Below are 18,600 nucleotides of genomic sequence, written 5' to 3'. Positions count from 1 at the left end.
CCCGCAGTCCTCTCAATCCTCCATGCCCAGGTCCTCGCCCTGACCGACGAGCCCAACAAGATCAAGACGACATGTTAATGATCTGCAAGCCCTTACCCAACAACCACAGCCCTGACATCACACTGACGAACCAACACCGGCAAAACCCCGCAGATCATCACCCTTGGGCGTGCAGCACCGTGTCCGAGCCCTCGATGTCTGCCCCGGGCATCAGCGGTAACGGATCACCCGGACCTCCGACTCGTGGAACGCGTCCAGGCTCCGCAGCTCTTCGGCGGAGGCATCGACGATGCCGACGTGACCCGCATCGGTGTGGAGCCCCGTCAAGAGCAGGCCGGCACTCTCGCGTCCTCGGGCGTCCCGGCGCCGGACCCACAGCAGGGCGCGTCCCCCAGGCGGCAGCGCGGCGACGGCCTGCACGGCATCGACGACGGTCGCGTGCTCGGAGACCTCCAACTCCGGACCCAGCTCCGCCAGGGTAGAGGCCAGCCATTCGGCCTTCCCCGCAGGAGGCGTCGGACCGGCCGGCTCGCCCCGGTCCCAGGCGGCAAGGAATCCCCACGGGTCGGAGTTCGGCAGCAGGAACGGCTCCTGCGGCCCCTTGGGCACCACCACGGCGGCGTCGAGCATCGCGTGCCTCCAGTCCCCGCTCCGCAGCGCGGCCGAGGGCTGGCACGCGAACAGCCAGCCGCGGGCCGTCTCGTCCCCGGCGTCCGGCGACACCAGCTCGACGGGCTGGGCATACGTGCGGCGCAGCCACGCCTCGGCCTTGTGCCGGGCGGCCTCGAAGTCGTCGGCCCGCTCCGGGCCGCCGGGCCGTACCCGGGCGAAGACCAGTTCCAGCAGGCCGGCCGTGTCCAGGCGGGCCAGCCCGCCGGTCATCCCGTCGAGGAACACCACGGAACCGCCGTTGTTGTGCACGTACAGCAGGTGGCCGCTGACCTCCGTGCCGCCGAGCGCGCGTCGTACCCAGACCACGCCCTGGGTGTCCGGACCGGTCCGCTCCGCCCGCTCGATGACCTCGTCCCAGCCCGCGCACCGCAGTTCTTCGGCGCCGGGGAAGTAGCGTCGCAGCAGTAGTTCCCACCATCCCTGAGCCTCGTGCGCCGGCTGCCACGGCAACGGGCACGAGGGCGCCCCGGCGATCGCCGCCGCCATGGTGACCACGCATCCGCGGGAATTCAGGCGTCGCGTCCGGGTCTCGGGGTCACGCTCCGCGGGGTTCTGCGTGTAGGCCGCGGCGTCCCGCCACGGATCGTCGGCCGCCGGATGGAACGGCGTGCCGAGGTCCTTGGGCACCACCAGCGAAGCGGCCAGCATCGGCGTGCGCGGATACCCCGGCTGCGCGGTGGTCCGGCAGGCGAACAACCAGGTCCCGGCGTCCTCGGCCACGGGCTCGATCGTGACCAGCTCCACTAGGCCGTGGTAGGTGCTGAGAAGCCACTGCAAAGCCATCTGCCACGGCTCGGCCTTCACCGTCTTGGCCAGGCCGGCGGTCGCCCAGCCGCCGTGCCGTACGTAGGCGAAGTACTCGTCCAGGGGCAGGTGCGACGGCGGGAACCGCACGGCGGAGCCGTCCTTGGGCACGAGCACCATGCTCGTCAACGGAGCGGCCGACGAACCCGCCGCCTCGGTGACCGGCCGTGCTTCGTACCGGACGATCCAGGCGAGCGGGTCTTCCGCGGACAGCTCCCGCTGCAGGACGATCGTCCGGGGTTCGTGGGCGTACGCCCGCTCGAGATGCGTCCGCGCCGCTTCCAGGGCCTCGTTCAACGTGAGCACCCCGCACCGCCGCGAGCGCGGCCAGGCGGGACAGGACTTGGGGCGCTGCTCGTCGTCGGCGTAGCTGCGCGAGGGTGGGGCTCCTCAGCGCCGGCGTAGCGCAGTGCCACGCCATGGTTCTGGACCATCCCGGCCAGGGAGTAATCCGAGATGGCGCGACGCATGAGCGTCTGTTCGGCAATGGTCAGGGAGTCCCAGGGGTGCATGACCTGCGTGGTCTCACCGCAAGGGGCCCAGGCCATTGCCCGGGACTCCACGCACGGCCGTTGCCCAAGCCCTCCGTGTTCGTGACGACCGGGCAGGTGGCCCCACACCACCGAAGCGCGCCGCCGCACGCCCAGCGAGCTCCGCCAAACGGTTGATACCGTGTTAATTCCCTTGGTAAGGGAGTCACTCTGATGGGTCAATTCAATTGTCTGCACCAGTGGGTGATGATCCATCAAGTCTCCGCGGACAAGCCTCCCTCCCGGGACTGAACTCATCCCGTCCGGACCGGCCTCCGCATTTCCCCATTTGCCAGCGGCCGGACGTGTTGGCCTGGGCCGGTTCGGGACGTCCGTGGATCGGAACACCCAGTCGCTGCTCGGAGAAGACTTCCGAGTGAGGAGGAACCCCTCATGCCTATCAGTCCCAACCAAGGCTCCACCAGCGGCGGAACAGCCGTCACCATCACCGGCGTGAACCTGTCCGGTGCCACCGCCGTCCACTTCGGGTCCCAGACTGCCACGATCACCGCGAACACGCCGACCATGATCACCGTCATCGATCCCGCGGGCTGCGGCGTCGTTGACGTCAACGTGACGACCGCGGGAGGGACGAGCAACTCGCTCTCCTTCTTCTACATCAGCCCGCCGATCGCCGTGTCCCTCGGCCCGGGCTCCGGTCCGACCGCAGGCGGCAACACGGTCACCATCAACGGCTACGGCCTCGCCACGGCCACCACCGTGTCCTTCGGCTCCAACACCGCGACCGCGACGGTCGTCTCGGACAGCCAGCTGTCGGTGGTCGTTCCGGCCGGCAGCTCCAGTGGCTCCGTCGACGTCACCGTCACCACCACCGGGGGCACGACTGCTCCGCTCACCTACGCCTACGTCGACGCGCCGACACTGGTCTCGCTCACACCCACCTCGGGGTCGACGTCCGGCGGCACCTCGGTGACCGTCAACGGCACCGGCCTGGCGTCCACCACGGCCGTCACCTTCGGCGGCACCGCCGCGTCCTTCGCAGTGCTGAACAGCACCACGCTGGTGGCCATCACACCGCCCGGCACCGCAGGTCCCGTCAATGTCGTCGTGACGACCAAGGGTGGTAGCGCCACCCTCAGCGGCAGCTTCACCTACGGGTCCGGTCCCTTCATCTGACGGCGTCTCGGACACACGGCCGCGCACGGCTCCGGTCCGCTCCGGTCCGGTCCACCGGCCTGTGCCCAGCGGAAGCGTTGCGGGCTTGCGTACGCCCGCCCGCAACGTTTTCGTGCCCCCCAGCTCGCGGCCCAGCGAGGCCGACCACACCCCTTGGAGTCACCGTGGCCCCTCCCGTCCTCACCTCGGTCGTACCCAGCACGGGTCCGGCGGCGGGCGCCAGTACCGTAACCCTGAACGGAAGCCAGTTCACGGGCGCCACCGCCGTCACGTTCGGATCCGCGGCCGCCCTGTCGTACACGGTCAACACCCCGTCGACGATCACGGCGACCGTCCCGCCCGGAACCGGCACGGTCAACGTCACCGTGCGCACACCCGCCGGGCTCAGCAACACGGTTGGCTACACCTACGCACCCACGCCGGCCCTCAGCGCGATCGCGCCGAACCAGGGACCGACGTCCGGCGGGACCAGCGTGGTCCTCACCGGCACCGGCCTCACCGGGACCACCGCCGTCACCTTCGGCAGCACCCCCGCAACTTCCTACACCGTCAACTCCGCCACCCAGATCACCGCCGTCACACCGGCCGGCACCGGCGCGGTGGCGGTCACCGCGACCACCGTCGGCGGCACCTCGGGGCCGGTGTTCTTCTACTACCTCAACGCGCCCTCGCTGCTGTCCGTCTCGCCCGCCGAGGGACCGGCGACCGGCGGGACCAGCGTGGTCCTCACCGGCACCGGCCTCACCGGGACCACCGCCGTCACCTTCGGCAGCACCCCCGCAACTTCCTACACCGTCAACTCCGCCACCCAGATCACCGCGGTCACCCCGCCCGGCACCGGCTCCGTCGCGTGCACCGTCACCGGTCCCGGCGGCACCAGCAACTCCGTCATCTACACCTATCTGGCGTCGCCGGCGCTCACCGCGCTCTCGCCCGCGCAGGGGCCGACGGACGCGGGCGCCGCCGTGACCCTGACAGGCACCGGGCTGACCACGACGTTCGCGGTCCACTTCGGCACCGCACCGGCGGCCTTCACCGTGGTGTCGGACACGACCGCGATCGCGATCGCCCCGGCGGGTCCGGCGGGTTCGGTGCCGGTGAGCGTCACGACGTCGGGCGGCACCAGCAACTCGCTCGCCTACCAGCGCGTCGCGCCTCCCGCGATCTAGCTAGTGCCACGGCATCGGCGCCATCGGCCCGCTCCAGCCCATTCGAGCGAGCCGATGACTCAGGTGGGTCCGCCGGGACCCGCGCCTCCCGCACATCCCATCAAAAGCGGCCTAAGGTCACGCTCCGAACGGTTACGGCGGACCCCCGCCTGACGATCAGACCGAGGAGGCCCCTTAGTGAAAGCGTGTCGTGCACGCGAAGCCGGACTCATGGTCGCCGTAGCGGCGGTGGCCACAGTGCTGTCTCTCGCTCCGTCGGCTGCCGCCGCCGATCCGTCGTCGACTACGGTCCAGGCCACGCCCTCCTCGGCGACGACCGGGCAACTGGTGACCCTCGACGCGACGGTGACCTGCAGCTCGGACCCGAGCGGTGGCCTCGGCGTGTCGTTCTTCGACGGCCCGGACCTCCTCGCGACCGCATCCGTCTCCGCCGACGGACATTCCTCACTGACCACCGGTTTCACGACGACCGGAACACACACCATCACCGCCGCCTACAACGGCGACGACGGTTGCGGCGCTTCGAGCGACACCACTACCGTCACCGTGTCCCAAGCCCCGGCTCCCCCGGCCAACAACCCGGGCTGCCTGCTGTGCGGGCTGATCGACTTCCACGTCGGGGACGTCCACAACGATGTCAACGTCAACAGCCGCAATGTGACGCGCATCCCCAAGTGAGCCCGGCCCGCCGGCCGCTGGACGCGCGCGAGGGGTGCCACGGGCCCGGGGCACGCCTCGTCCGTCCGTTAAAGAGAGGACCCGTTGGGGCGGATGTCCGGGGTCGGTCGGACAGGTGAAAAGTGCAGGTCCGGTCCCGGCCGAAGCGGAGGCGAGTGGGCTGCGCAACGGACCGACCGCCCCGAATCGATGCGTTCTCTCGCAGGAACGCGTTGCGGTCCTGCAGCGGTCAGCAGCAGCTGCACGGGGGGCGCGCAGGACGCGCAGTCGATGGCCATCGGCCCCGTCGACGCCCAGCTGGGAGAGCCGCCGACCCGCCATCCGGGCGTAGAGGCGTCCTCTTGGTCTCAAGCAGCCTCTTCTGGATGTTGACGAGCCGGAAACTTCACCGGCCGTGGCGGCGGACGACTGCGGCCAGTCTCAGTTCTGGTCGTGTTTTGGAAGCGCGGGCGGCCAGCCATTTGGTGAGGTCGCCCGCGATCCGGTCGATGCCCTTCTCCCGCTCGCCCATGGCCCGGTCAGGCCGAGAACCGCAGCGGGACGTACTGCGGAGGAAGCACCGCTGCACCGCACCGTTGGGCGCGCTCGGCTCGGGCCCGGTGCAGGGCCGCGGTCTCCGTGCCGGCGAACTCGCGGCGCCGCTGCAGGACGGCGCTGTCGATCGGCTCCGGCTGCTCGTCGACGAGCTCCTCCGGGTCGGGGAATGCCCACTGGCTGAGCTCCCGCATCTCCCGGGTCTGCCGCTCCACCGCGTCCGCGATAGCCGTGTCCGCCCGCCGGGCGGGCGCTGCCTCGCGGTGCGCGGCGGTCGCGCGGTGGTAGCCGCCCGGTGCCGGCCTCCGTACCGGCTCAGCAGGCTCGGCCGGGACTCCCGGGACTCCCGGGGCTGCACGGCGCCGGGAGGCAGGATACGCAGGGCGCGCACGACCGTACGGCCCGCCGCAGCGTTGGCGGCTGCCACGATGCGGGCCTGCTCCAGGCGTGCCTTCGTCGCCAGGCCGACGACTCGGGGCACACGGTCAGCTGGCCGGACTCCGGGTCGAAGCCGACGGCTGCCACGTGCCCGGCGAGGTCGCGAGCGATGGCCGCCCACCGCTCCCGCAGGGAGCCGCAGACGGCCGGGGGCTCCCGGGCCCGCTCCATCGGGCCGTGTGGCCGATGAGCTTTCCCGGGCCCCGGTCGGACGGGCGGATCAGCGCAGTCCGGCGAAGAGATCGTTCTCGGGTACGGCCGCGCCGGTGGCGTCCTTGACACGTACGAAGGTCTCCATGCCCATCAACTCGCCGAACCTCTCCTTGCCCATCTTGAGGAAGAAGATGTTCTCGCCCTGACTGGCGTGCGCGGCCAGCGCATCGAACTTCTGACCGCTGAATTCGGTGGTGTCCACCCACGTGGTGATCTCATCGTCGGGGAGGCCGATCTCGGCCATCGCGGCGGCCTCGGCGGGATCCGGCTCCGGCATGTCCTCATGAAACTCTCGCATGATCTCCCCGAACCGCTGCATCCCCGAACGGGGCATCGTCGTCCAATACACCTTCGGTGTCAGCGCGGTCATCTCCAGCGCCGCCATCGTGATGCGGTGGGCCTGGATGTGGTCGGGGTGGCCGTAGAAACCGTTCTCGTCGTAGGTGACGACCACATCGGGTCGGTAGTGCCGCATGAGCTCCGCAAGTCGGGCGGCGCCCTCCTCCACGGGAGTCTGCCAGAAGGATCCGGGGGCGTCGTTGCTCGGCCAGCCCATCATTCCGGAGTCGGCGTAGTCCAGCATCTCCAGATCGCTGACCTTCAGGACGTCACAGCTCGCCTCGAGTTCTTGACGGCGCATCAAGGCGATGGTCGCCGGATCGTGCCCGGGATCACCCGGCTTGACACCCCCCGGTCCATCACCACAACGGCCGTCGGTACACGTCACGAGAACCGTGCGGACGCCTTCCGCCGCGTACCGCGCGAGGACCCCTCCGGTTCCGGTGGCCTCGTCGTCGGGGTGGGCGTGCACTGCCATGAGCGTCAAGGGCCGGTCAGTCATGAAACAGTCCTCCTGCAGAAATACTGCTTGGTCCGAGTGCGCGGCGGGCGTACCGCGACCCTGGGGCCCGGACCCTGGTGGGGCGGACGACCTTGTGGTCTCCGTACTCCCCGCCCGCGGCGCCGGTCCCTCGGTCGATGCAACCGCGCCGACCGGACCGGCTGTTCCCGGCGCGGCCGCTTGGCCTTCCAGACAGCCTCCGTCCTGGCCCGCCTGTATGGCCCTCTGTGCGGGGCGGCCTTGCTCGCGACCGCGATCAGACGGCACCGCCCCAGTCCGAGTCAGTAGCCCCGTCGATCTTCCAGGGAAGGGCCGGAAAGCGCCGTGTCGGCTGAGCTGCGCATGGGGAGATACGAGCGGTTCAGCAACCGAGCGTAGTCAGGGAGTTATGTGGGGTGGAAGGCGTTCGATGAGGCGCTGGGGGAACTGAGGGAGGCACGCAAGCAGCTGGAGCGCTTGGACGACCCGACGGTGGGTCTGCCCGCGCTGCACGGCGAACTCTCGCAGGCCCGCATGAAGATCCAGGAAGTCGTGCAGAACGGTGTCACCGGGCTGCGCGAAGAGAACCGGGAGCTGCGCCGCCGCCAGGACAAGATGATCTCTGACCTGCAAGAGGGCAGAGAGGAGACGCGGGAGGAGATACAGCAGCTGCGCGAGCTCGCCGATCTCGTTCGCGGCTTCGCCATAGCCCCGGCTGCCGCCCTGCAGCAGCCTGGCGTACCGCAGATCGGCGCAGTCGGGACCGGCCAGAACGGCGACGAGGACATCGCGGAGCCGCCCATGCGGCAGGCCGTGCGCGTACGTGAGGACCAGGGGGAGAACATGGAGCACACCGAGGGTCAGGATCTGCGGAAGGCGACCGGGGGCGAGGGGGCGGAGGACGGTCTGAAGCACGCCATCGAGGCCGTCTACCGCGGCGCGGGCACCCGATCCGCACCTGCGCCCGCAGCCTTCGGGCAGACGTCCGGAGCGCAGCCCGAGGACCCGAAGGTCTCGCACGGCGTCCTGCTGCTGAAGGCGGCCGGCGTCGCCTCTGCCGAACTCGTCCTGCACCGCGACACCTGGGAGTTCCTCTCCGCTCTGGCCGTCGACCACGGCCACTTCCGTACGCCGCCCGCCGTGGAAGACGTCAAGGAGGGCCGCATCCAGGCAGCCCTCTCGGGGCGCTCGCTCATCGCCGTCCTGATCGAACTCTGGAACACCCGAACCACCGCCACCGTCCTGGAAGCCGACTGGGCCCTGGCCACCACCGCCTACAACCGGATCGCAGCCGAGCTCGTCGGCGCCACCGGCTCCGGGGAAACCATCCGCATCACCCTGGACGACGGACTCGGCCACACCAGTACCGCCGGAGATTGAGTCATGCGCGGGGAGGTCCGTGTCGGCGGGCCTTCCACGCTCACGCATACCGCGGCATGCACGGCCTCGTACTCCTCCTGGGACAGGAGCGTCCTGTCGCTGTGCCGGGGCGTTCGATCCATCCGTCGACTATCCCAGGGATGTCAATGTCGTTGAGGCGGGATAGAGGGAATGCCCAGGTCCACGGAGGGAAGCCGCTGAACGATCCCGACTCCCAATACCAGGAACTCGGGGCCGACTGGCACCAGCGACATGTCAACCCCGCCCGCAAGCCCCGCGACCTCGTCCGCCAATTCCAGGCCCTTGGCCACCAGGTCACCCTCGCCTCCACGAACGCAGACTGACCCCACCCAACCAATCCACAGAGAGACCGTCCGGCTCCGCCGAACGGAGCTGCCGCCTGCCTACGTGAACGTGGATTTTCCGTTCGGCATCCGAGGCCGGACACCCCGGCGTGCAGAGCACAACTCGGTGGCGGTCGGAGCGGAAATCGGGAAGGTTCGCGCGCATGGCCTCGGTATTGCAGAACGTGGCGATCGGGTGGTCATGAACTCCTGACGCACCCGCGCCCTGGGCCGGCGTGGGGCCGGGTCGTGACCTGCTGTGTCCGTCCGAGCCGTCGAATGAGGCGCCCCGACCGCTGAACAGACGGTTGACCCGGCCGGGTCCGGTGTGGCCGGGGCCGGCCGGCGTGCCGCACGCGCCCAACCGTCGACGGGATGCCGCGGCCCTGGTGCCGAGTGAGGCGGACCGAGTGGTTCCGGACAGGTTTTGCGCACCGTGCGTGATGTTTCGGCCGACTAGGGGAGTGGCAGGAGGTGCCAGGGCCGGGTGTTGGCGAAATGCGGTCCATGGGATGCCTGGCTGGTAATCACCCCATCTATGCCCTTCAACTCCTTTTGCGGGACATGCGAGCCGATCCCTACGCTACGGTAACTTCGCTTTCTGTTACGGGGATGTCCATGGAGAACGTGAAGTATGAACACCAGCACACTGAGTCGCCACAGCCGATTAGAGGCCCTGGGGGCCTACGTACCCGAGACCGTGATGACCACCCGGGAGCTGACCGAAGGGATATCCGCCGTCCGTGACGCGGACCTCCAGCGGATCACCGGAGTCGCCGAGCGCCGGGTGTACGATCCGGATCCGGCAGCCGCCGAGAACTCGTTCTCGATGGCCCTGTCCGCCGCGCGGGACTGCCTGAACGCCTCCCGCTACAAGGCCGCCGGCCTTGACGTCGTCATATCGGCCTCGATCACCCGGTTCACGGACGGCGGCCGCTTCACCTTCGAACCGTCCTTCGCCGCGCTGCTCGCCCGCGAGCTCGGCGTGCGACCGGCCGTCCACTTCGATGTGTCCAACGCCTGCGCCGGCATGATGACCGGCGTGTACCTGCTCGACCGCCTGATCCGCTCCGGCGCGGTACGCAACGGCCTGGTCGTCAGCGGTGAGCAGGCCACCGCGGTCGCCGAGACGGCGGCCCGCGAGGTCACCGACTCCTACGACCCGCAGTTCGCCTCGCTCTCCGTCGGCGACTCGGCGGCCGCCGTCGTCCTGGACGCTTCCACCGACGAGGCCGACCGGATCCACTACGTGGAACTGATGACCTGCTCGGAGTACTCGCACCTGTGCATGGGAATGCCGAGCGACCGCAGCGAGGGGATCGCCCTCTACACGGACAACAAGAAGATGCACAACCGCGACCGGCTCAAACTGTGGCCGCGATTCCATCGGGACCTCCTGGCCAAGCAGGGCCGGGAGTTCGCCTACGAGGAATTCGACTACGTCATCCAGCACCAGGTCGGCACCCGTTTCATCGATTACGTGAACCAGACGGCCGAGGCCGAGTTCATGGCCCCCATGCCCACCTCCCTCGCGGTCGTCGAGAAGTACGGCAACACCGCCACCACCTCCCACTTCCTGACGCTGCGTGAGCACATACGGGCCGGCACCGCCCGGCTCGGATCCCGGTTCCTCATGGTCCCCGCCGCCTCCGGCGTGGTGACCGGCGCTCTGTCGGCAACGATCACGAACATGGGGGTCTGAGCCATGGGAATGGTCATCGCCGCAGCCCACACCGCCACGCACCACGGCACCGGACCCGCCTCCGCCGTCGAACTCGCGGGCCGCGCCGCCCGCGCCTGCCTGTCGCAGGCGCAGGTCTCCCCGTCATCGGTCGGCGTCCTCATCAACGTCGGCGTCTACCGGGAGTCCAACACCTTCGAACCCGCCCTCGCGGCCCTGGTCCAGAAGGAGGTCGGCATCAACTTGGACTACATCGCCGATCCGGCCCCCTCCGCCGGCTTCTCCTTCGACCTCATGAACGGTGCCTGCGGTGTCCTCAACGCCGTACAGCTCGCCCAGAGCCTCCTCGACACCGGCAGCGCCGAACGCGTCCTGATCACCGCCGCCGACGTGCACCCCGGCGGCGACGCCCGCCGCGACCCCCACTACCCGTACGCGGACCTGGCCGGCGCCTTCCTCCTCCAGCGCAGCGCCGACCCCGGCACCGGGTTCGGCCCCGTGTCCGTGTACTCGGGCGACGGGCCCACCGACATCGAGGGGTACCTCGACACCGCGGCCATGGGCAGCGACGGCCGCTCCCGGATCACGGTCCGCCGTACGGAGGGACACGGGGCGCGGCGCAGCGCACTCGCCGCCGCCTGCACCGTCGGGTACGCCCGCGAGCACGGCATCGACCTGGACCGCACCCTCGTGGTCGGCCCGCGTGCCGGGGAGGACACGAGCGCCGCGCAGGGCATGGCCATCCACGGCGCCGGCGAGCCGCACACCGCGGCGCCGATCCTCGGCTACCTCCAGGCCCTGGCCGCCCCGCGCCCCAAGGACTGCGACCGGCTCCTCATGGTCGCCGCCGGCGCCGGCCCCAGCGCCGCCTGCGTCGCCTACCGGCCCGAAGGCTGGTGACGTGACGCCATGAGCACCGTTCCCCATTCCGCAACCGCCGCGGGTCTGGCCGACTGCCTGGAGCGCAACGCCGCCGCCTTCCCGCACAAGCCGGCGGTCATCCACCCCGACGGCCGCGAGCCCGGAGGCGGCCCGCGCTACCGCGAAGTCACCTACGGGGAGTTGCAGGACTCGGTCGAGGAGATCGCCCACGGACTGGCCCGCGCCGGTATCACCCGCGGGACCAAGACCGTACTGATGGCACCGCCCGGTCCGGAACTCTTCGCCCTCGCCTTCGCGCTCTTTCGGCTCGGCGCCGTCCCCGTCGTCGTCGACCCGGGCATGGGCGTGCGCCGGATGCTCCACTGCTACCGCGCCGTCGACGCCGAGGCGTTCATCGGGCCACCGCTCGCCCACCTCGTACGGGTCCTCGGCCGGCGCACCTTCGGCCGCGTACGCATCCCCGTCACGCTGGGCCGCCACCGCCCGTGGCGCGGCCACACCCTGGCCGCGCTGCGGACCGCCGCAGGCCCGCGGACCCCCGCCGCCGAGGTCGGCGGCGACGACCTCCTGATGATCGGGTTCACCACCGGAAGCACCGGCCCCGCCAAGGGAGTCGAGTACACCCACCGCATGGCGCTCTCCATCGCCCGCCAGATCGAGGCCGCCCACGGGCGTACCCGCGACGACACGTCACTGGTGACCCTGCCCTTCTACGGCATCCTCGACCTCGTCTACGGCTCCACCACCGTCCTCGCCCCCCTCGCACCGGCCAAGGTCGCCCAGGCCGACCCCGCCCTGCTCGTGGACGCGCTGGAACGTTTCGGCGCGACCACCATGTTCGCCTCGCCCGCCCTGCTGCGGAACCTCGCCGACCACCTCACCGCCCTGGGCCGCCCCCTGCGGGACCTGCGCTGCATCGTCTCCGGCGGCGCGCCCGTCCCCGACTCCGTCGTCGCCGCCCTGCGCACCGTCCTCGACGAGAAGGCGTCCGTCCACGTCACGTACGGGGCCACCGAGGTCCTGCCGATCACCTCGATCGAATCCGAGGAGATCCTCGGCGAGACCTCCGCAGGCAGCGCCCGCGGAGCCGGCACCTGCATCGGCCGCCCCGTCCCTGGCACCCGCGTGCGCATCATCCCCGTCACTGACGGCCCGCGCGCCCGCCTGTACCCGGGGACCTCCCTGCCCGCCGGCAGAGTCGGCGAGATACTCGTCGAGGGGGAGTCGGTCAGCCCCCGCTACTACGACGCGCCCGGCTCCGACGCCTTGCACAAGGTGCACGAGACCCGGCCCGACGGCACCGCGCTCACCTGGCACCGCACCGGCGACCTCGGCTACCTCGACGACCGCGGCCGGCTCTGGTTCTGCGGCCGCACTTCCCAACGGGTTCGCACCGCCGGCCGGGACCTGCACACCGTGCGTTGCGAGGGCGTATTCAACGCCCACTCCCTGGTGCGCCGCAGCGCCCTGGTCGGCATCGGCCCGGCCGGCGCCCAGCGCCCCGTCGTCTGCGTGGAGAGCGACGTCCCGGTCGGCAGCGCCGCCTGGCGGGACCTGGTCGCCGAACTGCGCGGCCTCGCGGCCGACCACGTCCCGACCAGGGGGCTGGAGGAGTTCCTGCACCACCCCGCCTTCCCGGTCGACATCCGCCACAACGCCAAGATCGGCCGCGAGCAGCTGGCCCGATGGGCCGAACGGCGCCTCGCCCCGCCTCCGGTCTCGCGGACCCGCGCGGCCCGCGCGGCCCGCCTCGTACCGCTCGCCGGCTGGGCGTACCTCCTCGGCGGCGCGATCTGGGCGGCCGTCGCGGACGTCCCCGACGTCCCCCTGCTGCGCCTGCTCTGGTGGGCCGACGCCGTCCTCAGCATCCCGGTGCACGCCGCGCAGATCCCCCTCGCACTGCCACGGGGCAGGGCCGCGGGCCACGGTGGCGCGGCCACCGCCGCACTGACCATGCTCTACGGCGCGACCTGGTGGAGGGCGCTGTGAACATCCTGATCACCGGGGCCACCGGCTTCCTCGGCGGCCACCTCGCCGACGCCTGCCTGCGCGAGGGCCACCGGGTCCGCGCCCTGGTCCGGCCGGGCAGCGACACCGCCCGCCTGAAGACCCTCGGCCCCGGACTCGACCTCGTACCCGGCGACCTCGCCGACACCGCCTCGCTGGCCCACGCGGCCATGGGCTGCGACACCGTGCTGCACAGCGCCGCCCGCGTCGTCGACTACGGCAGCCGCGCCCAGTTCGAGGAGACCAACGTCACCGGAACGCAGCGGCTGCTGACGGCGGCCCGCGCGGCGGGCGCCACCCGCATCGTCTTCGTCAGCAGCCCGAGCGCGCTGATGCACCTGCGCGAGGGCGACCGGCTCCGGATCGACGAGAGCACTCCGCACCCCACCCGGTTCTTCAACCACTACTGCGCGACGAAGGCCGCCGCCGAACAGTACGTCCTGTCCGCGAACACACCGGACTTCACCACCTGCGCGCTGCGCCCGCGCGGCATCTGGGGTCCGCGCGACCACGCGGGCTTCCTGCCGCGCATGATCGCCTCGATGCGGGCGGGCCGGCTGCCCGACCTGTCCGGCGGCAAACGGGTACGGGTCTCGCTGTGCCACGTCGACAACGCCGTCGACGCCTGCCTGCGCGCGACCACCGTCCCCGCCGAACGCATCGGTGGCAAGGCGTACTTCGTGGCCGACCGCGAGGAGACCGACCTGTGGGCCTTCCTCACCCGCATCGGCGCCCTCCTCGGCTGCCCGCCGCCGCACCCCCGCGTCCCCGCCGCGGCCACCCGTATCCTCGCCGAGGCCGTCGAGGCGGCGTGGCGCCTGCGCCCGTCGGCCGGTACGGGCCCACCGCTGAGTCGCTACATGGCGGCCCTCCTCACCCGCTCCGCCACGTACGACACGGGCGCCGCCCGCCGCGACCTGGGCTACGACCCGCCGCGCGCGCAGGAGGACGGCGTGAGCGGGCTGCTCCGCTGGATCCACGACATCGGCGGCGCCGACGCCTGGGCGCGGCCTCCGGCGTCCCGCCCCGATAGCCCTCAGAGCCCGGACCCGCACGCGTCCACTCGTACCGACCAAGGGACCACGCCACGATGACGCCCCCTCAGACTCTCGCCCCCGCCTACCGGCGGGCGGTATCGCCCACCGAACACCTCTACCTGGCCGCCGGGCACGCGCGCGGCGCCATGGCCCTGCGCATCGTCGTCGAAGGGAACGCCGCCCCCGAACCGGCGGCCCTGCGGGCGGCGGTCGCCCGGGCCGCCGAGACCTGCCCCGGCTCCCGACTGGTACGACGCGGGCCGGTCTGGTCCGCCGAGGGTCCGCTGCCCGCGATCCGGTACGCGGCCCCTGCCGCCGGCAGCGTCGATGTGTCGGACCCGGCCACGGCGGCGCTCCTCACCGGCCGCTCGCGCCGGAACGACCGGCCGGAGTGCGAGGTCCTGGTCGTTCCCGGCACCTCCGAAGACACCGCCACGCTCGTGTTCAGCGCCTCGCACGCCTTGATGGACGGTCACGGCGCGCTGATCTGGGTACGGGAGGTCTTCCGTGCCCTGCGCGGGGAGCCCGGCCGCCCCGCCCTCGCCCCGGACACCGACCGCGGGCTGCTGCGCCGGCTCGGTGCCTCCGCCCGGCGCCCGGCACTCGTCCCCGACCGCCCGTCGCCCCTGGGCCGCCCGGGCAGGGGCCCCGAGCAGACCCTGTGGCTCCGCCGAACCCTCCCCGGCCACCACCCGGCCCTCACAGCCAGGCTGGCCCAGGCCCTCACGGACAGCGCGGCGACGGTCGGCGGCCGCGCCGGCGGTGCCCTCAGTGGCAGCGCCCGCCCCGGCAGCGCGGGCCGCGTCGGCACCCGGGTCATGATCCCGGTCGACCTCCGGCGCCACCGCCCCGGCATCGCCTCGACCGGCAATCTCACCCTGCCGCTGTTCCTGGACCTGAGCCCCGGACAGGAATGGCCGAGGGCACAGGGCACCCTGCTCCGGGCCCTCGCCGAGAACCAGGAGCTCGCCGAGGGCTTCGAGTCGGCCCTCCTCCCACTGCCGCCGGCGGCCAGTCGCCTGCTGCTGCGGGCCGCCCAGGCCGGCGCCGTACGGGCCGACCGCCACCTCGCCTCAGCCGTCGTCTCCCACCTGGGGCGCCTGGACCCGGCCGAGTTCTCCGGCGGGGGCTTCACCGCGACGACCCTGTACGCACTGCCCGTCCACGCCCCCCTGGTCCCCGTCTCGGTGGCAGCCACCGAGACGGACACCGCCACGGAGCTCACGATGGGCGTCCGCGGCGGCCTCCGTCTGGCCGAACGCGCCACCCGCCTCCTGGACGAAGTCCTGACCCACCTCCCGGCCTCCGCCGCACCGGCACCGGCACCATCGCCGACGCCAGCGCCCGCGCCTGCCGCGGTGCCCGCACCCGGGGCCGTACCGTCCCCCGCCGTGGACCCGGAGCCCGCGCCCCCCGCCACCGTTGTGGAACTGCTGCGCGCGCAGGCCGCCCGTACGCCCGCAGCGCCCGCGCTCGACGGGCCCGACGGGGTTGTCACGTACGCCGAACTGGACCGCCGGTCCGACGCCGTGGCCGCCGGGCTGCTGCGCCGGGGGATCGGTCGCCACGACCTCGTCGGTCTAGTCGTCGACCGCACCCCGGCCGGGGTCTGCGCCCTGTGGGGGATCCTCAAGGCGGGTGCCGCCTACGTGCCGCTGGACTGCGCCCATCCCGCCGAGCGGACCGCGGAGATCCTCCGCGCCTGCGGCGCCCGGCTCTGCCTGACCCAGCGTCATCTCGTCGAACCCCTCCGCGCGCTCGCGCCCTGCCCCCTGCTCGCGGCCGAGGACCTCGTCACCGACCCGCCGCCCCGGCCGGTACCCCCGGCCCCCGCGCCCGAGGACCTCGCGTACGTCATCCACACCTCCGGCTCCACCGGCCGCCCCAAGGGCGTGCAGATCGAACACCGCAGCCTCGCGGGCTTCGTCCGCTGGATGACGCAGGTCTGCCGCGTGGACGCCCGGACCCGCTTCGGCTTCGCGTCCTCCTTCGGCTTCGACATCTCCTGCTTCCCCCTCTTCCTGCCCCTCCTGGCCGGCGGCACGGTCGTCCTCGCCCCCGACGCGCCCTCGCGCGCCACCCTGCGCCGGCTCGTCACCGACCACCGGGCCGACACCCTCGCCCTCACTCCCTCCCACCTGGCCCTGCTGCCCGACCAGGGCGACGTACGCACCCTGCTGCTCGGCGGCGAACCGCTGACCCCGGCCGCCGTACGCACCGCCCGTACCGCCCTCGGTCCCGACTGCCGCATCATCAACGGCTACGGCCCCACCGAGGCGACCGTCGTCTGCCTCGCCCACGTCGTGGACGACGCGCGGCCCACGACCGCCGCCACCCTCCCCATCGGCACCCCCGGCCCCTACGCCCGGGTCGACCTCGTCACCGAGGACGGCGAGCGCATCGGCACCGGGGCCGAGGACACCGGCCGCACGGGGGAGATCGTCGTCAGCGGCCCCCAGGTGGCCCGCGGCTACCTCGGGCCGCCGGACGGCCGCCCCTCCCCGTTCACCGAGCACGAGGACGGCACCCGCACCTACCGCACGGGCGACCTCGGCCGGCGACTGCCCGGCGGAGCGGTCGAGTTCGCCGGGCGCATCGACGGCCAGCTCAAGATCGCCGGGCACCGCATCGAGCCCGCGGAGATCGTCGCCGCGCTCGAAGCCCGGCCCGAGGTGAGCCGCGCCGTCGTGGCCGCCCGCCGCCGCCCGCACACCGCCACACCGGTCCTGTGCGCGTACGTCGTCCCGAGCGCGTACCGCCCGTACGGTCCGGGCGACGACCCGAACGACCCGAACGACCCGAACGACCCGAACGCCCCGCACGGCTCCGACCTCCCGGCCATCCTGCGCTCCGCGCTCACCGCCCTGCTGCCCGCCGCCATGGTCCCCGCCCACGTCATCACCGTGGACGCCATCCCCCGCACGGTCGGCGGCAAGGCCGACCTCGACGCCCTGCCCGATCCCTTCGCCACCTCCAGCCCCTCGGCCCCCGCCCGCGACGCGGCGGAGCCCGCCACCCTCCAGGCACGGGTGACCGCCCACTGGGCCGCGATCCTCGCCGTGGACACCGCCCGGCTGTCCGCGGAATCCGACTTCCAGACCCTGGGCGGAGACTCCCTCGCCCTGATCGAAATGCTCACCGCAGTCTCCGACGAACTGCTGGAACCCGCCCAGGCCCGCCGCTTCATGGCCGGCCTCGACTCCTTGGTGCGGAACCTGACGCTCGCACAGGTCTGCGTCCACCTCACCGCTGCCCGAGAGGAGCTCCCCGCATGATCTTCGTCGGAGACGGCGCACTGCTGCGCCGAGCCGTCGCACACGCCGCCGCGCATGGTTACCCCGTAGACCTCGTCTGCTGCGAGGATCCGCAGGACGCGGCAGGTGCCCAGCACCTGCACCTGCCCGCCCACGCCGACATCAACGCCCACGCCGACACCCTCGCGCACGCCTGCACCGACGGCGTCGTCTGGTCCCTCAACAACCGCCGGATCTTCCGTGCACCACTCCTCTGCCGGGGCCTGCGCATCCTCAACATCCACAACGGCCTGCTGCCCCGCCACCGCGGACTGCCCTCCGTGGCCGTCCTCTTCGCCCTGCTGAACGGCGAGCACGAGTACGGCGCCACCCTCCACGAGGTCGACGCGGGCATCGACACCGGCCGCGTCCTGGCCGAGCAGCGCTTCCCGATCGCCCCCGACGCCCGCCACTTCCAGGTCATGCTCCGCGGCGTGCGCGCCTGCCAGGCCCTGTTCGAGGAAACCCTGCCGACGGTCGCCGCGGGCGCGGCCCTCCCGCCTCCGCCCGCCCCCGCGGGGCCGTCGGCGTACTACGGGACCCGCGCCCTCGCCCGGCTGGCGGACCACCGCGACCACCCGGCCTACGCCACAGCCACGGACCTCGGACCCTTCGCCGCGCACGCCCCCGAACTGGCCGCGGCGATCGGGACAGCGGTGCCCGCCGACTGATGTGGTTCGCACAGCCACGCCCAGCGGCACGCCGACGCCGGAACACCGGTGGACGTGTTGCGGGAGCTGGTGGGGCACGAGACCCTGGGCACCTCGTAGACGGGCTTCGCCCAAGGCCGGGTAGTTAACGTTTTCGCAGGTCACGTAAGGGGTGTTGGGGTCCATGCCGTGGCGGCGTAGAGGCCGGGGCCGAGTTTGTGGATGAGGCCGGTCTTGGCCCATCTGGAGAGCTGCCGATACATGGTCTCCATGGTGATGTCGCCGAAGTGAGATGCGATGTCGCGGGGGCGCCAGAGGCGGGTGGGGTCTT

Annotated in this window: 14 protein-coding genes; 10 read left to right on the top strand and 4 right to left on the bottom strand. The window is 72.0% G+C overall.

Annotated features, from left to right (window positions below; all coding sequences use genetic code 11):
• Positions 1–210 precede the first annotated feature (210 nt).
• Complete coding sequence (locus ABZZ20_RS35810) at positions 211–1,773, bottom strand: YrhB domain-containing protein (protein WP_356877057.1); 1,563 nt, start codon at positions 1,771–1,773, stop codon at positions 211–213.
• 626 nt (positions 1,774–2,399) lie between these two features.
• On the opposite strand from ABZZ20_RS35810, the gene ABZZ20_RS35805 reads away from it, so the two are divergent.
• The 3 genes from ABZZ20_RS35805 to ABZZ20_RS35795 all read left to right on the top strand — a co-directional run bounded on the left by ABZZ20_RS35805 (position 2,400) and on the right by ABZZ20_RS35795 (position 4,990).
• On the top strand, positions 2,400–3,143 hold the full coding sequence (locus ABZZ20_RS35805; RefSeq protein ID WP_356877055.1) for an IPT/TIG domain-containing protein: 744 nt from the start codon (positions 2,400–2,402) through the stop codon (positions 3,141–3,143).
• Between the two features lie 164 nt (positions 3,144–3,307).
• Complete coding sequence (locus ABZZ20_RS35800) at positions 3,308–4,312, top strand: IPT/TIG domain-containing protein (RefSeq protein ID WP_356877053.1); 1,005 nt, start codon at positions 3,308–3,310, stop codon at positions 4,310–4,312.
• Between the two features lie 210 nt (positions 4,313–4,522).
• Positions 4,523–4,990 carry an Ig-like domain-containing protein gene (locus ABZZ20_RS35795; protein ID WP_356877051.1) on the top strand — a complete coding sequence of 156 codons (468 nt, stop codon included), beginning with the start codon at positions 4,523–4,525 and terminating at the stop codon, positions 4,988–4,990.
• 385 nt (positions 4,991–5,375) lie between these two features.
• On the opposite strand, the gene ABZZ20_RS35790 is transcribed toward ABZZ20_RS35795, so the two are convergent.
• The 3 genes from ABZZ20_RS35790 to ABZZ20_RS35780 form a co-directional block, all read right to left on the bottom strand.
• Positions 5,376–5,501, bottom strand: a complete 126-nt coding sequence (locus ABZZ20_RS35790) for a hypothetical protein (protein ID WP_356877049.1) — start codon at positions 5,499–5,501, stop codon at positions 5,376–5,378.
• Between the two features lie 7 nt (positions 5,502–5,508).
• Positions 5,509–5,739 carry a hypothetical protein gene (locus tag ABZZ20_RS35785; protein WP_356877047.1) on the bottom strand — a complete coding sequence of 77 codons (231 nt, stop codon included), beginning with the start codon at positions 5,737–5,739 and terminating at the stop codon, positions 5,509–5,511.
• Positions 5,740–6,182: 443 nt separating this feature from the next.
• Positions 6,183–7,016 (bottom strand): PIG-L family deacetylase, encoded by an 834-nt coding sequence (locus ABZZ20_RS35780; protein ID WP_356877045.1) that lies wholly within the window; start codon positions 7,014–7,016, stop codon positions 6,183–6,185.
• Between the two features lie 390 nt (positions 7,017–7,406).
• Here ABZZ20_RS35780 and ABZZ20_RS35775 point away from each other — a divergent pair, with 390 nt between their 5' ends.
• The 7 genes from ABZZ20_RS35775 (at position 7,407) to ABZZ20_RS35745 (ending at position 18,290) form a co-directional block, all read left to right on the top strand.
• The gene (locus ABZZ20_RS35775) at positions 7,407–8,375 is read left to right on the top strand and encodes a hypothetical protein (protein WP_356877043.1); all 969 of its coding nucleotides are present in this window, start codon (positions 7,407–7,409) and stop codon (positions 8,373–8,375) included.
• Between the two features lie 978 nt (positions 8,376–9,353).
• Positions 9,354–10,421, top strand: coding sequence for a 3-oxoacyl-[acyl-carrier-protein] synthase III C-terminal domain-containing protein (locus tag ABZZ20_RS35770; protein WP_356877041.1), 1,068 nt, complete (start codon positions 9,354–9,356; stop codon positions 10,419–10,421).
• Between the two features lie 3 nt (positions 10,422–10,424).
• A complete protein-coding gene (locus ABZZ20_RS35765) occupies positions 10,425–11,300 on the top strand; it encodes a hypothetical protein (RefSeq protein ID WP_356877039.1) in 876 nt (291 codons plus the stop codon).
• A 9-nt stretch (positions 11,301–11,309) separates the two neighbouring features.
• A complete protein-coding gene (locus ABZZ20_RS35760; protein ID WP_356877037.1) occupies positions 11,310–13,271 on the top strand; it encodes a fatty acid CoA ligase family protein in 1,962 nt (653 codons plus the stop codon).
• Positions 13,268–14,383, top strand: coding sequence for an NAD-dependent epimerase/dehydratase family protein (locus tag ABZZ20_RS35755; protein ID WP_356877035.1), 1,116 nt, complete (start codon positions 13,268–13,270; stop codon positions 14,381–14,383). The genes ABZZ20_RS35760 and ABZZ20_RS35755 overlap by 4 nt, the downstream gene beginning before the upstream one ends.
• Positions 14,380–17,601, top strand: coding sequence for a non-ribosomal peptide synthetase (locus ABZZ20_RS35750; protein WP_356877033.1), 3,222 nt, complete (start codon positions 14,380–14,382; stop codon positions 17,599–17,601). The genes ABZZ20_RS35755 and ABZZ20_RS35750 overlap by 4 nt, the downstream gene beginning before the upstream one ends.
• Positions 17,598–18,290 (top strand): formyltransferase family protein, encoded by a 693-nt coding sequence (locus ABZZ20_RS35745; protein WP_356877031.1) that lies wholly within the window; start codon positions 17,598–17,600, stop codon positions 18,288–18,290. The genes ABZZ20_RS35750 and ABZZ20_RS35745 overlap by 4 nt, the downstream gene beginning before the upstream one ends.
• Positions 18,291–18,600: the final 310 nt, after the last annotated feature.

This window comes from Streptomyces sp. NPDC006430, assembly GCF_040612395.1.
Taxonomy (GTDB): Bacteria; Actinomycetota; Actinomycetes; order Streptomycetales; family Streptomycetaceae; genus Streptomyces.
Note: the sequence above shows the minus strand (reverse complement) of the source record. Positions and strands in the feature narration are given on the sequence as shown.